This is a genomic window from Psychrobacter sp. YGAH215 (assembly GCF_007280595.1).
In the GTDB taxonomy this organism is placed as follows: Bacteria; Pseudomonadota; Gammaproteobacteria; order Pseudomonadales; family Moraxellaceae; genus Psychrobacter; species Psychrobacter faecalis.
Genome location: NZ_VKLR01000007.1, coordinates 19,776 through 33,733, shown reverse-complemented (window position 1 = coordinate 33,733; position 13,958 = coordinate 19,776). Strand labels below are relative to the sequence as shown.

The 13,958-nt window shown below is 44.0% G+C and carries 13 protein-coding genes and 2 tRNA genes; 9 read left to right on the top strand and 6 right to left on the bottom strand.

Annotated features, from left to right (window positions below):
• The first annotated feature begins 29 nt into the window (after positions 1–29).
• Complete coding sequence (locus FOR85_RS03730) at positions 30–896, top strand: AMP-binding protein (protein WP_144296776.1); 867 nt, start codon at positions 30–32, stop codon at positions 894–896.
• Between the two features lie 99 nt (positions 897–995).
• On the opposite strand, the gene FOR85_RS03725 is transcribed toward FOR85_RS03730, so the two are convergent.
• A complete protein-coding gene (locus tag FOR85_RS03725) occupies positions 996–1,421 on the bottom strand; it encodes a DUF962 domain-containing protein (protein WP_144296775.1) in 426 nt (141 codons plus the stop codon).
• 434 nt (positions 1,422–1,855) lie between these two features.
• Here FOR85_RS03725 and ppx point away from each other — a divergent pair, with 434 nt between their 5' ends.
• From ppx to FOR85_RS03700, 5 genes are all read left to right on the top strand, one after another.
• Positions 1,856–3,397, top strand: coding sequence for an exopolyphosphatase (gene ppx, locus FOR85_RS03720; RefSeq protein ID WP_144296774.1), 1,542 nt, complete (start codon positions 1,856–1,858; stop codon positions 3,395–3,397).
• 278 nt (positions 3,398–3,675) lie between these two features.
• Positions 3,676–4,479 (top strand): acetyl-CoA carboxylase carboxyltransferase subunit alpha, encoded by an 804-nt coding sequence (locus tag FOR85_RS03715; protein ID WP_144296773.1) that lies wholly within the window; start codon positions 3,676–3,678, stop codon positions 4,477–4,479.
• A 176-nt stretch (positions 4,480–4,655) separates the two neighbouring features.
• Entirely contained in the window at positions 4,656–6,236 is a 1,581-nt protein-coding gene (gene tilS / locus FOR85_RS03710; RefSeq protein ID WP_144296772.1) for a tRNA lysidine(34) synthetase TilS, read from the top strand.
• A 165-nt stretch (positions 6,237–6,401) separates the two neighbouring features.
• Positions 6,402–7,235: a pyrroline-5-carboxylate reductase gene (proC, locus tag FOR85_RS03705; RefSeq protein WP_144296771.1), complete on the top strand. Its 834-nt coding sequence runs from the start codon at positions 6,402–6,404 to the stop codon at positions 7,233–7,235.
• Positions 7,236–7,401: 166 nt separating this feature from the next.
• On the top strand, positions 7,402–7,971 hold the full coding sequence (locus FOR85_RS03700) for a YggT family protein (RefSeq protein WP_144296770.1): 570 nt from the start codon (positions 7,402–7,404) through the stop codon (positions 7,969–7,971).
• 103 nt (positions 7,972–8,074) lie between these two features.
• Here the strand turns inward: FOR85_RS03700 and FOR85_RS03695 are convergent, their stop codons facing one another.
• Complete coding sequence (locus tag FOR85_RS03695) at positions 8,075–8,869, bottom strand: hydroxymethylpyrimidine/phosphomethylpyrimidine kinase (protein ID WP_144296769.1); 795 nt, start codon at positions 8,867–8,869, stop codon at positions 8,075–8,077.
• A gap of 466 nt (positions 8,870–9,335) precedes the next feature.
• Here FOR85_RS03695 and FOR85_RS03690 point away from each other — a divergent pair.
• From FOR85_RS03690 to FOR85_RS03680, 3 genes are all read left to right on the top strand, one after another.
• Positions 9,336–9,425: transfer RNA gene (locus tag FOR85_RS03690), tRNA-Ser, on the top strand.
• Between the two features lie 184 nt (positions 9,426–9,609).
• A tRNA-Arg gene (locus tag FOR85_RS03685) sits at positions 9,610–9,686 on the top strand.
• Between the two features lie 248 nt (positions 9,687–9,934).
• Positions 9,935–10,588: an RDD family protein gene (locus FOR85_RS03680; RefSeq protein WP_068405779.1), complete on the top strand. Its 654-nt coding sequence runs from the start codon at positions 9,935–9,937 to the stop codon at positions 10,586–10,588.
• A gap of 73 nt (positions 10,589–10,661) precedes the next feature.
• Here the strand turns inward: FOR85_RS03680 and panD are convergent, their stop codons facing one another.
• The 4 genes from panD to FOR85_RS03660 all read right to left on the bottom strand — a co-directional run bounded on the left by panD (position 10,662) and on the right by FOR85_RS03660 (position 13,916).
• Positions 10,662–11,042 carry an aspartate 1-decarboxylase gene (gene panD / locus FOR85_RS03675; RefSeq protein WP_045443274.1) on the bottom strand — a complete coding sequence of 127 codons (381 nt, stop codon included), beginning with the start codon at positions 11,040–11,042 and terminating at the stop codon, positions 10,662–10,664.
• A 153-nt stretch (positions 11,043–11,195) separates the two neighbouring features.
• Complete coding sequence (gene pth, locus FOR85_RS03670) at positions 11,196–11,777, bottom strand: aminoacyl-tRNA hydrolase (protein WP_144296768.1); 582 nt, start codon at positions 11,775–11,777, stop codon at positions 11,196–11,198.
• Between the two features lie 207 nt (positions 11,778–11,984).
• Positions 11,985–12,668 carry a 50S ribosomal protein L25/general stress protein Ctc gene (locus FOR85_RS03665; protein ID WP_068404709.1) on the bottom strand — a complete coding sequence of 228 codons (684 nt, stop codon included), beginning with the start codon at positions 12,666–12,668 and terminating at the stop codon, positions 11,985–11,987.
• Positions 12,669–12,968: 300 nt separating this feature from the next.
• Positions 12,969–13,916, bottom strand: coding sequence for a ribose-phosphate pyrophosphokinase (locus tag FOR85_RS03660; RefSeq protein WP_068404706.1), 948 nt, complete (start codon positions 13,914–13,916; stop codon positions 12,969–12,971).
• Positions 13,917–13,958 lie beyond the last annotated feature (42 nt).

Sequence of the window (13,958 nt, the reverse complement as noted above, 5' to 3'; positions counted from 1 at the left end):
AATGCGCCAAGTAGCCGTGTTCCGCCATTATGGCAGCGAGCTTACGAGCAAGTTTACTGGGTATTTATGGCGGCTGGGAAGATATATTGATCACCAATCCGCGCGATATCGATGGCTTAGTAAATAGCATTGAACAGCATCAGCCGCATGTGATTCCTTCGGTCAATACGTTATTTAACGGCATGCTCCATCATCCAAAGTTTACCGAGCTTGATTTTAGTCGCTTGGCATTATCTATCGGTGGCGGCACCGCGATTATCAAAGCGGTATCTGACCGATGGCAGCGCGCTACAGGCATGATTATTAATGAAGGTTATGGCATGTCAGAAACGTCGCCGGTTATCTCTTTTAATCCACCGGGCATAGATAGCTTTAATGGCAGCGTCGGATTACCTTTAGCCATGATGGATATCAAAATCATTGATGAGCAAGGAGCCGCCTGCGCTGTTGGCGTGCCCGGCGAAGTGGGTATTAAAGGGCCACAAGTGATGCAGGGTTATTGGGGTTTGGATAATACAGAGACCTTTACCGATGATGGGTACTTTAAGTCCGGTGACATCGGCATGTTAGATGAAAATGGCTTTTTGACATTGATTGATCGTAAAAAGGATATGATTTTGGTTTCGGGTTTCAATGTATATCCAAATGAAGTGGAAGCGGCGCTGACGGAACATCCTAAAGTGCTCGAGGTGGCTGTCGTTGGCATTGAAGATGCGCACAGTGGCGAAGTGCCAAAAGCGTTTGTGGTTAAAAGAGATTCCAGCTTAACGGCTGAGGAATTGGCGGCGTTTGCCAAAGAGCGTTTGACCGGTTATAAGCGTCCGCAAGCTTACGATTTTATCGATGAGTTACCAAAAACCGCTGTAGGTAAAATACTTCGTAAGTCTTTACGCTAAATAGCTGCTAAATAATAGATTTTTGATAACAACATAAAAAACTGGGCTAGCGTCTTAAACTGGCCCAGTTTTTGTTTTTTCTGTTTATTATCAATAAATTTAACGCGCTTTATCGAACTTACGGTCTTTTAAGCTCAAATTACCGCGGAGCACGTCGGTGAACATACGAATATCACCAGCAAAACTTTGTAATGGGTATTTAAAAGTAGCAGGTTTGTTTTTCTCAAAGAAAAAATGCCCGACCCACGCGCAAGCATATCCCGCAGCGATGCCTTTAAGCAGCGGTTTGGCTGAGCGATTTTTGACAGACTTTGCTAAGCCTAATAAGCCAAAGCTACTACCCGCGAAATGCAAACGGCGGCAAGCCATATTTTGATGCTCATTTAGATAAAAGTCATAAAATTTATGTTTGGCGAGGTCTGCTACCTTGATAAGCTCGCCATTACTTTGTTTATTAATATGAGTATCGGCACTTTCAGTTTGGGCAGCTTTGTTTTGTAAGGTTTGGGTAGTGGCTTGATTCATGACTTTGCTTCCTTGCAAATTAGTTATTTTAAATCATCAATGAGTTATGAATGCTCAATCGCAAAATTGAGGGCTGCTTTATGTAATGAGCTTATATAACCAATGTTTATAATATAAGTAAGTGCTTGTTATCTATTACAATATACCGGCTAATTATGAGATTCTAACGCATTTTTAATGTAGCAAACCGATTGCATTAAAACAAGCGTTAGAGACTGACTTTAAGGTTCTGGTTTAATCACTATTTAGCCAGTATTTAATCGAGTTTTCTTAGATATTTGGATGTTTTTGCAAGCTGTGTTTAGCGATGGTAGCCGCTGACTTGCCAGCGTTTGGCATAAATGCTTTAATGGCAAAACTTGCTCATATTTTTTATTTTAAAAGCTTGAAAGCTTTTAAATACCACTTTATCTAATACGGTAACAATCTCGCTTATGCCCAAAGACTACCTAAAAAATCCACCACTTGCTGAAGATGAAATGATGGCCGCTATTGATATCGGCTCCAACAGTTTTCATCTGGCGATTGCGCGTCTCGACCACGGTGAAGTGCGAAAAGTGGTGTCTATGTCTGAAAAGGTGCAGCTCGCTGCCGGACTCGATGAGAATAATATCTTGGGCGCGGCGGCTGAAAAGCGCGGTCTTGAATGCTTAAGCCGCTTTGTGGCGCGTTTGGATTCGGTGCCGCCCGAGCGTATTCGCGTGGTAGCGACCAACGCCCTACGCCAAGCAAAAAACGCCAATGACTTTATTACTCGGGCCAATAAAATTTTGCCCAAACCGATTGAGATTATCGCTGGACGAGAAGAGGCACGTTTGATTTATTTGGGCGTCTCGCATACCAATGCCAGTAGCGATAAGCGTTTGGTTATTGATATCGGCGGCGGTTCGACAGAGTTTATCATCGGTCAAGAGTTCGATCCGTTATTGACCGAAAGCTTACAAATGGGCTGCGTCGCCTTTACCCAAAAGTATTTTGCGGACGGCTTAATTACCAAAGAAGCTTTTAATAATGCCATCTCAGCGGCGCGCAAAGAAGTGCTGGCGATTAATGGTCGTTACCAAAAAACCGGCTGGAGTAGTGTGGTTGGCTCAAGTGGGACGATTAAAGCGGTGCGCAACGTCCTTGTGTCAAAAGGCTGGGCAGATGAACAAGAACGCATCACCTATAAAGGTGTTAAAAAGTTAGAAAAATTATTGCTTAAAATTGGCAACGTCGATGACATTGAATTAGAAGGCGTCAAAGAACACCGTAAAGCGGTTTTCCCAGCGGGCGTTGCGGTATTGCGAGCGGTGATGAAAGTGCTCGGCATTGAGACCATGGTGTATTCAGATGGCGCGCTGCGTGAAGGCGTTATGTACGATATGCTTGGACGTTTTGCTAGCGAAGATGTGCGTGACCGCAGTGTGCTTGCGCTGATTAAACGCTACTCTGGCGATAAAAAACAAGCCAAACAAGTGGTCAAAACCAGCCGCAGTTTATTTGAGCAAGTCAAAGAAAAGCTCGGACTTAGTACAGAAGATGGTGATTTACTTAGACGCGCGGCGTCATTACATGAAATCGGTTTAGCGATTGCGCATAGCGGCTATCATAAGCACAGTGCTTATTTGGTTGAATACTCTGATATTCCAGGTTTTTCGCAGGTCGATCAAAAACGCATGGCGCAGCTGATGCTCAATCATCGCCGTAAGCTCAAAGCGGATATGTTAGAGCAGGCTTGTATAATCGGTGGCGATTCGCTGGTTTATCTGTGTTTGCTGCTACGTTTGGCGGTGCTTGCGCATCATAGCCGTAGCGAGCATGAATTACCAAAACTGGGTTTAAAAGTGATTGACAATAACCGCTGGCAAATTACCGTTGGTGAAAGTAGTGAGCACTATACTTTCTTATTGTCAGACTTGCATACGGAGATTGAGCAGTTTGCTAAATGGGGCGTAAAGCTGAGTGTTGTTGATGGAAGTATGGTTGAGGCATAAGCGCTGATTGCTCATACTGTTTCTTAATGCCGACTCTTAATACTGATTCTTAATACTGATTCTTAATGCGAAGCCGTTACTATTATAATAATGGCGCTACGGATTAACGTAACAAAAGCGGCGTTGTCAGTAATGCCATGCGATTTAAGATGTGCTACTATAGCTTCTATTGAGTTTACAACTGTACTTTCATTATTTGAGAGTCGATAACAGTATTACCTAACACAGCCATTATTAACCATCACCATATTATATAGAATTACGAAAGGGAAGCGTCTATGAGTACCGTCTGGGATAGCGTTCAGCTTGCACGGCATGCCAAACGTCCATTATTTATGGACTATGTCAATCAGCTGTTTACCGAATTTGATGAGTTGCATGGCGACCGTGCTTATGCTGATGACAAGGCTATTCTTGGCGGTCTTGCGCGTCTAGATGGTCAGCCTGTGATGGTGGTTGGTCAGCATCGTGGTCGTAGCACGCGTGAGCGTATCGCTCATAATTTTGGCATGGCAAACCCTGAAGGCTATCGCAAAGTCATTCGTTTGGTCAAAATGGCTGAGCGTTTTAACATTCCGGTGATGACCTTTGTCGATACCCAAGGTGCCTACCCCGGCATTGGTGCTGAAGAGCGCGGGCAAGCGCAAGCCATCGCCGAAAGTATCGCTGTGTTCTCTAGCCTTAAAGTACCTGTTATCGTCACTATTATTGGTGAAGGCGGCTCAGGTGGCGCATTGGCAATTGGCGTTGGCGACAAAGTAAATATGCTGCAAAACAGTATTTACTCAGTCATCTCTCCAGAAGGCTGTGCGTCTATCCTGTGGAAAGCGGCTGAAAAAGCCCAAGATGCCAGTGAAGCATTAAAACTGAATGCCATTAACCTTTATCAAATGGGCCTAATTGACGCAGTTATCGATGAAGGCGAGGGTGCTCATCTTCAGCCGCAGCCAGTCATGACGGCGCTAAAAGCATTAATTGTTGAGCAATTAGATGAGCTTAAAGATATGGATGCGCATGAGCGCTGTGAGCTGCGTTATGAGAAATTGAAGTCTTTTAACTCAGAAGTGATGTTGCCTTGCTAAGCATTTATATGAAAGTATATTGCTAAGTTACTTAGACTTAGCTTTTAACGACATCGCTTTGCGCTTAATGTTAAAATAAAAACGTGTCATTTTATGGCGCGTTTTTTTTGTGCCGACTTGTTTATGTTTTAATTGATTGATACGTAAATAAAACCACTCAGTAAATAAGAAAGATTATGACCAGTAGCGCCATCCTTCCACACCCCATTGAACCAATTGCAGAGCTGCCTATCGATGCTGTTCTAGCAGAGGCATTGTTAAAAAGTCTAGCTGAATATGGCGAGCAACTACATGGTCGGCGAGTTTGGCTGGCGTGTAGCGGGGGGCGAGATTCGTTGGCATTAGCAGCGCTATGTGTGCAGCTTTATCGCCACGGTAAACTGCCATTTTTGCCGCAATTACTGCATGTCAATCATCATCTGCAAGCGGCTAGTGGCGCTTGGGCGCAGCACGTTGCTAATTGGGCGAAGGCGCAAAATATACCCTGTCGAATTTTACAGGCGCAGCTCAATGGTCGAGATGAACAAGCCGCACGGCAAGCTCGTTATGATGCGATGCGAAGGCAACTTAATCAAGATGACGTTTTATTATTAGCTCATCATGCCGATGACCAAGCGGAAACGGTTTTAATGCGTCTGATTCAAGGCGCTGGGGTGAATGGTTTGTCTGGTATGCAGCCGTGGCGCATTCAAACGCAGGGCACACATCGCATAGTATTATGGCGACCGTGGCTGACTATCAAACGCGCCACTATCAGCGCCTATACTCAGCGTTTAAAGCTGCCATATATCGACGATCCAACCAACGATGCTGGTGATAATGTGCGTAGCGGCCTACGTCGAGACATCATGCCGATATTGGCGAGCTATAACTCCAACGTTATTGATAATATTGCTCGTAGCGCGCAGTTATTAAGTGACGCGCAATTAATAATCAATGCCCAAGCAAGCGAGGATTTGCAGCACACAGAGGTTGCCTCATTACAGCTGCCGCCTGCCCAGCGCGTGCTAAATATAGATAAATTGCAAAAACTACCGATTTATCGTCAGCGACAATTATTGCATCATTGGCTTGGTCAAGATGAGCCTTTACCGCCCGCCAAACAGCTCGTCGATGATGTGTTAAGCCTAAGCCAACGTGATGATAATGACCATCAAACGGTGCTATTTTGGCAAGGTCGCAAGCAGTCGTATACTGTTCGCCGTTATCGTCAACAGCTTTACCGTCTCAGCAGTGATTGGCTCAAATGGTTAGAGTTGCCGCTTACTAAGCAGATGCAGGTCTTATGCAGTCTCACTGCTGCTGACAGTAAGCCTATTTCAATTACTTTACGCAAAGATGGTCAATTTACTTGGCAAACTCAGATTGCGCCAAATGAAGTAACGCAGCTATTAGAAAGCTATAACGTAGAAAGCGATAAAGATAAGTTTAAGATTACCTTTGCGCCATTAGGTCGCAATCAGCGTGTGCAAACGGTAATGGCGTCGCGTCCGCAAGCGGGCAAAAAGCTCTATCAATACTTGGCTATTCCATCATGGCTGCGTGAGAGTTTGATAGTAGTGAGCGTTACTTTTATGAATAAAGAAAGTAGTAAAAATGAGCTTTTAGAAAGTGAGCACTTGATAGAACTGCCTATTTTATTAATATCGCCTTTTAAAAGTTGGATGTTAAAGACTGAATACTCGAGTATGAATGCTGACATAAATCAGATAGCCGAGATTATCGAAAGCCATTTAAATATTATTGAAACATTCTAAATGATGATATGTGGTGTCCGATTTAGAGTTTATTTAAGCTGCAAGCTCTTGACTAAGCATTTGAATTTATCAAACGACGCCAGTACAGTATGGTAAACTGAGTGTCATTTTACCTATCATTATGTTAGTTTGAGTGCCTTTGCATTTTTTGAATAGGAGACACGTATGTCAGTATTAGATAATAAAAAAATCAGCTTTATCGGTGGCGGTAATATGGCGCAGGCTTTGATTAGTGGACTTATCAGCTGCGGCGTCAAACCGAGCCTGATTACCGTTGCTGATCCGAGCAGTGATGCGCGCGAGCAATTGGCTGCTAAAGGATTGAATACGGTTGATCCAACGGCCGATGCAAAAGCGGCGGTTATCGGTGCTGACATCGTGGTACTAGCGGTAAAGCCGCAAGTCATGAAAGCGGTGGTCAGTGGTTTTGCTGATGCTTTAGATAAGCAGCTGGTGATTTCAGTGGCAGCAGGGTTATCGACTGCGCTGTTATCAAATATGCTCGGCGGCTATAGCAATATCGTTCGTGCGATGCCAAATACGCCAGCGATGATTCAAATGGGTGCGACTGGTCTGTACGGTACGGATAATATTTCTGCCGAACAAAAGCAATTGGCAACTGCGGTAATGGAAGCGTCAGGTCTGGTCATGTGGGTCGATAATGAAGAGCACATGCATGCGGTCACCGCCGTATCAGGCTCAGCGCCCGCTTATATGTTTTACTTTATCGAAGCGATGGTCGATGGCGGAGTCGCGTTAGGATTGGATAAAGAGCAAGCTTCAGCGCTAGCGATGCAAACCATGCTTGGCGCGGCGAAAATGGCGCTGCGTAGTGAAGATGCACCAAGCGAGCTACGCCGTAAAGTCACTTCACCAAATGGTACCACCCAAGCAGCTATCGAGTCCATGCAGGCCAATGACATCAGCCGTCAAATCGTTGAAGCCATGCAAGCTTGCGCCGATCGTAGCCAAGCGCTAAGCGAAGAGATGAGTAAATAGTACTGAATAGCTAGTACGCTATTGATAGGGCATGTCGCGGTTGATGAGATGCCTTATTAATAATTATAAGAACTTAAAGTCATAAAAAACTTAAAGTCATAAAAATGCCTGATAATGACATTCGTCATCCTAAATCCCGTTAATAATGTCACCTTGAGTAGACTTCATGAACAACCTGTTATTGCAAATTTTTGATTTGATCACCACCTTCGCCATGATGTTGGTATTTATCCGTTTTATGCTGCAGTTTGCAGGCATGGATGCCAGCAACCCTATGATTGCGCCTGCTTATAGAGCCACCCATATCGTTGATGTATTTGGGCGTATTTTCCCCACCGTCGGCCAAGGTCGTATCAGTATTGCTGCCATTGTCTTGATGTTTTTAATTCGCCTGATTGATATCTCTGGCAAGGCGGCATTGACCCATAAAGGTATCGCGCCTGTGCCGCTATTTTTTACTGGTACTATCAGCTTGATATTAGACTTTTTACGCATGTGCCGCTATCTGGTCATCGGTTCTATCATTGTCAGCTGGATTGTGGTGTTTACCCAGTCTCAGCATCCGATTATTGGTATTATTATTATGTTGGCTGAGCCAATTTTAGCGCCGTTTCGTCGTATTACGCCGAACTTGGGCATGATTGATTTATCGCCAATGATTGCTTTCTTTGCCTTTTATCTGCTGGAAATCTTTATCGGTGGCTTAGCATCAAGCTTTATGCCGATGTTGGGTTAGGCTGGCTTAATAAAATTTAAAAAACTAGCGATTCTATAAAAGATACAAAAGGCGCTCTATATTTTATAGAGCGCCTTTCTTTATTTACCATCTATAGATTGTTCTAAAATTCTACAAAGCGATTGGGTATCAATTGAGCGTTGGCATTATTAGGGTGCGGCGCATCAGCGGCACGCAGCGTTTGGGTAATCCAATGATCCGCCGCCTTTACTGCCTCGATAAGCGCGTCACCCATCGCCAAACGTCCAGCGATAAAGCTCGCTAACGAGCAGCCAGAACCGTGAAATTCGCCTTTTAGGCGCGGTAAAACGCTTTTATACACCATCTCGCCTTTGATATATAAATATTGCTCGATATCACCGCTATCAAAGTCGTGTGAAGTTTTGACCAATACCGCTTGGGTGCCTTGGGCGCATAGTTTTTGCGCACCGATATGCAAATCTTGCTCGCCGCTTAAGGCGCGTAGCTCATGCGTATTTGGGGTGATTAACGTCGCATAGGGCAGTAGTTTTCTAAACGCCGTTACCAAGGTTTGCTCATCGCCCAAGCTGCCGCCACTATTGGCAACCAATACCGGGTCGAGGACAAATGGCGTCTCAGCTGCGATAACCTGCTCGGCAAATAAACGCGTCAGCATGGCGATATTGTCAGTGTTGCCAAGCATACCTGACTTAACCACGCGCACAGGCAAATCATCGAGCACGGTAGTCGCCTGCGCTGCTACCAAGTCGGCCGCACAAGCCTCAAAACCAAATACTTGCTGCGAGTTTTGAATGGTGATCGCCGTACAAGCGATAGCGGCATGGGCACCTGCTTGACCGACTGCCTCGATATCCGCTTGTAACCCAGCACCACCTGACGGATCCAATCCTGAAAAACACAGTACTACCGGTCGCATAACCCTTCCTTTTATTTATCCTATAATGAATGATAAATACTATAGCTATCCATTGACCAAAAAGCCATAGCCAGCAGATTTTGTTAAATATAATCAGTGGAAAGTAATATCAATATATCTGCTGATATCAATTTTTCTTGCTTGCTGTGCCTGCGCAGACAGAGGCCACGAAAAATTGATATCAGCAATCCCGTAGCGATTTTGGGATATTTTGATTATAAGTAATAAAGTCTAAAAACTCGGATATTCACCGCTAAATAAGATATTCCTTATGACTAGAGAATGATAAAACCATTTAAATTAATAATTATGACAAAAGCGGCATTAAATCTGTAGACAAGGCTTGCAATTCGTTTCGGCTTTGTTATAATACTCGCCCACGGCATAAGACGTATCATTAGCATCGATACTGTGTTTAGAGAAATGGTTTTTATAAAAATATTTTGATAAGCGTCTTAAATCGTCCGGTGAAGTGGGTGAGTGGCTGAAACCAGTTCCCTGCTAAGGAACCATACGTGTAAGCGTATCGAGGGTTCGAATCCCTCCTTCACCGCCATTTATTCAGTTGTTATAAAGAGTAATGACGCAAAAATAGCGTTAATAATTTTTTAGTTTAACATTCAAAAATAATTTGAATTTAATTAAAAAATGAGTTGACACAAGCGAGATTATCTATATAATAACCAACCTAATTTACTGCAATTATTTTTGAATAATTCAGTAGATAATGTGCAAAGTACGCGCTTGTAGCTCAGTTGGATAGAGCACTTGGCTACGAACTAAGGGGTCGGGAGTTCGAATCTCTCCAAGCGCACCATTTGCATACTAGCTTATTTGTTTATTTAACTATTAAGCTAAAACTAAATTAATCGCCTGTCTTATGACAATTTGGCGATTTTTTTATGTCTGTCGTTTTTATAGCAGTACAATCTTACCTTGTTATTTTTTCCTAAATTCAAATCTCCTGTCTTTATAGCAAAAGTCTTGTCTTATCATAAGGTACGCTAAGTGCCTGAATTACGGTACAATGAGCGCTCTATTTTTCGCTTGTTATGGGCTGGTATCATGTCAAAATCATCACCAAAAGCTGCTACTAAAGCAAAATCGCCACGCAACAACTCAGCGCATCAAGACTCCGTTGCCGAAGAGGCAGTGATTGCCAAGCCAGGCACGCGTATGGCGGCCATCCTTTATGATGGTATGTTGATTTTGGCACTACTGTTTTTGGTTGGTACGGTGCTGACAGTAATTGGTACGCTATTGACGATGGAGACGGGCACGCAGTCACAGCAAGCCAGATCGCTACCGACATGGTATCAAAACTTTATTATGACCCCTTCGTTTATCCTGACGCTGGTGGGCTTCTACGGGCTATTTTGGCGCCGCGGTGGGCAAACACTAGGTATGCAAACGTGGCGCTTAAAAACGGTCAATAATGATGGTCACCTGCTTACGTGGGGGCAGTCGTTCAAACGTATCTTGGCGGCGAGCCTGATGCCGCTGATATTTGGACTCATCGGTAGTGTCATCGGTGGTTCACGCGCTATCTTATTGACCAGTGCTTTTTTGGGCTTTGTTTTCAACTATGCCTTTTGTCTGTTTAATCGTCGCGGTTTGGCAATACAAGACATGCTATCAAATACCATCACTTTAAAAATGCCGAAAACAGAAAATGAAGGGCTATGGCGGGTGATTAGAAACCGTAAGCAGGATAAATAAATAGCATAAAAAAAGCTGAATCTTAATTAGATTCAGCTTTTTTATTGATCACTTAAATAGCAGTCATGGATAATTAAGCCACTTGTACCGGAATGATATTGGCAGTGTCTTTCACGGTATTGTCTTCGTTGCAATACACCAGTTTTGGCTGATAGGTAGCGGCTTCTACTTCATCAAAATGGGCATAAGCACAAATGATGACGATATCGCCCAGGTCTGCCATATGCGCGGCGGCACCGTTTAACGAGATAATGCCAGAGCCCGCTTCAGCGCGAATCGCATAGGTGCGAAAACGCTTGCCATTGGTGACATTGTAGATATCGATAGATTCGTTTTCACGCAGACCAGCGAGGTCTAGTAGGTCACCATCGATACCGCATGAGCCTTCGTAGTGCAGTTCAGCATGGGTAACACGGGCGCGATGTAATTTGCACTTGAGCATATTAAGTAGCATAGGTTGCTTCCTTAGGGTAACTGATATAAATGAACCAAATCAAAAGCTTAATGGGGACAGGGTAAGTAGAATAAAAGTTATTTGCCTAAAAGTCACGGCTAAATTTACGCTTTGGCGATTTAAATGACTTAAATGTTTGCCATCAACGGCAGATTATTCTGGTAATTTAAAGCCATTAATCTGCGAGCGTGCTTTTTCAATATCACCATCTAATAATAACGGTAAGGCGTCAAAAGCAGCACTTAACGCGCTATCGATAGCCATTTGCTCATCAGGCGCCGCTTTCGATAATACGTGACCGCTGACTTTAGATTTGTGACCCGGATGACCGATTCCGATACGCAGGCGATGAAAGTCGTTGCCAATGTGCGGGGTGATATCACGCAGACCGTTATGCCCGCCGTGTCCGCCGTTGGTTTTGAGCTTGATACTGCCAGCGGGTATATCGAGCTCATCATGGGCAATCAGCAGCTCATTATTGTTAATACCATAAAAATTGACCATCGGCACCACCGATTGACCAGATTTATTCATAAAGGTCAGAGGCATAAGCAGGCGCACATCGTGACCATGAATTTGCCCGCGTCCCGTCACCCCGTGGAATTTTTTGTCAGGGGCGAGGGCAATATTAAACTGCTGCGCCAAATGATGGACGAACCAAAACCCGGCATTATGACGCGTAAACATATACTGCTGACCAGGATTACCAAGACCGACAATAAGCTTTATGGCCATAAAAACACCCTGCTTAAATTTAATAAATAAGAGATAAGGTTTGAAAAGTAAGATGAACTGATCGTGCTTATCCTACTTTTTAAACCTTCTTTTCAAACCTCAGTTACAAAAACAGCAGGAGACATTCATCACCTGCTATTTTTTGACTAAACCAATCTTTTATAACCGAGCAACCATAAGGCTGCTATATAAGCGTTATAAAGATTATTATTCAGCGTCTTTGTCTTCAGGCTCAGCACCTTGCTCAGTAGCAGGTACGTCAGCTGCATCAACTTCGTCAGCGTCTTCGTCAACTTCTTCAACTGTTGGTGGCTGCATGTTCACAACGGTACGGTCGTGCGCATCTTCCATGTCAAGATCAAAGATGATTACGCCTTCAGGCAGTTTGATGTCTGATAGACGGAATAGATCACCAATTTCCATGCCTGATACGTCGATTTCTAAGTATTCAGGTAATTGTGATGGTAGGCAAACGATTTCAACATCAGATACTAGCGTAGATAAGATACCGCCCGCTTTCGTACCTGGCGCTTCTTCACGACCAGCAAAATGTAGCGGTACGTGCATGTTGATTTTTTGACCTTTCACAATGCGCTGAAAATCTGCATGCATTGGGAAACCTTTAGCAGGATGGCGCTGCAAGTCTTTGATAACCACTTGTTGCTCATCACCTTTATCGGTAGTGATGGTCAAAATTTGTGAGAAAAACGCTTCATATTCAAGCGATTTTACGAGCTCGTTGATTTTGATAGAAATAGCAGTTGGTTCTTCACCACCACCGTAAATGATAGCAGGAACTAGGTTCTGCTTACGTAGGCGGCGGCTCGCACCTTTACCTTGTTGTTCAGCAGAGCGGTCAACTGCGTTGATTGCAAAATGATCAATAGCCATGGATATAATCCTATAGAGAGTATGTGAAGTATCTACCAGCAATAACAGACTTGCGACCAGTCTATCACCGGATAATCAATACTTTAGAAAGTATCAATCATGTCGCTAAGTATAAAATACCTAAAAATAATAGGGGTTAACGAATGATGAATACAGGCGCGCATTATACGTGATTCTTTAACAATAATAAAGACCTAGAGAAAATGGTGCGCGACCATCTTACATAAAAAAACGCCAAGTCATTAAACTTAGCGTTTTTTAGTAATATATTTTTTAGCGAAAGAAAATCTTAAGCATTAACTAGGCATCAAACATAGCGCTGATAGATTCTTCGTTATTGATACGGCGTAAGCTTTCAGCAAGCATCGGTGCGATACTTACTTGACGGATTTTGCTACAGGCTTTAGCCGCGTCAGACAATGGAATGGTATCAGTTACCACAATCTCATCCAATTCCGATTCGCTGATGTTTTTTAGCGCATTACCCGATAGGACAGGGTGAGTAATATAAGCGAGTACGCGGCGTGCGCCATTTTGCTTTAAGGCTTCAGCGGCTTTGCATAACGTACCTGCGGTATCAACCATATCATCAACGATGACGCAGTCACGGTCACGGACATCACCAATGATGTGCATCACTTGTGATTCATTGGCACGGGCACGGCGTTTATCAATAATCGCCATGTCGGTATCGCCCAACTGCTTCGCCATCGCGCGCGCACGTACCACACCACCAACGTCAGGTGACACTACCATGATGTTGTCATAATCTTGTTTTTTAAGATCGTTCAATAAGACAGGCGTACCGTAGATGTTATCAACTGGGATATCAAAGAAACCCTGAATCTGATCTGAGTGCAAATCAACAGTCATGACGCGATCGATACTGACGATGTTTAGCATGTCAGCGACGACTTTGGCCGAAATAGGCACACGTGCTGAACGCGGACGACGGTCTTGACGCGCATAACCAAAGTAGGGCATGACAGCAGTGATACGGCCCGCACTAGAACGACGCAAGGCATCGGCCATCATCATGATTTCCATCAAATTGTCGTTGGTCGGTGCACAAGTAGGCTGCATGATAAACACGTCTTTACCGCGAACGTGTTCTTTGATTTCCACGGCAATTTCGCCATCAGAAAAACGCGTGATGTCAGCTTTACCAAGAGGTATATGGAGATGATCGGCTACGGTTTTTGCTAATTCTGGGTGGGCATTACCCGTAAAAATCGCCAAATAAGGCATGACAGAAGTCCTATTGATTAACTCAAGCAGCGACCGCTAAGC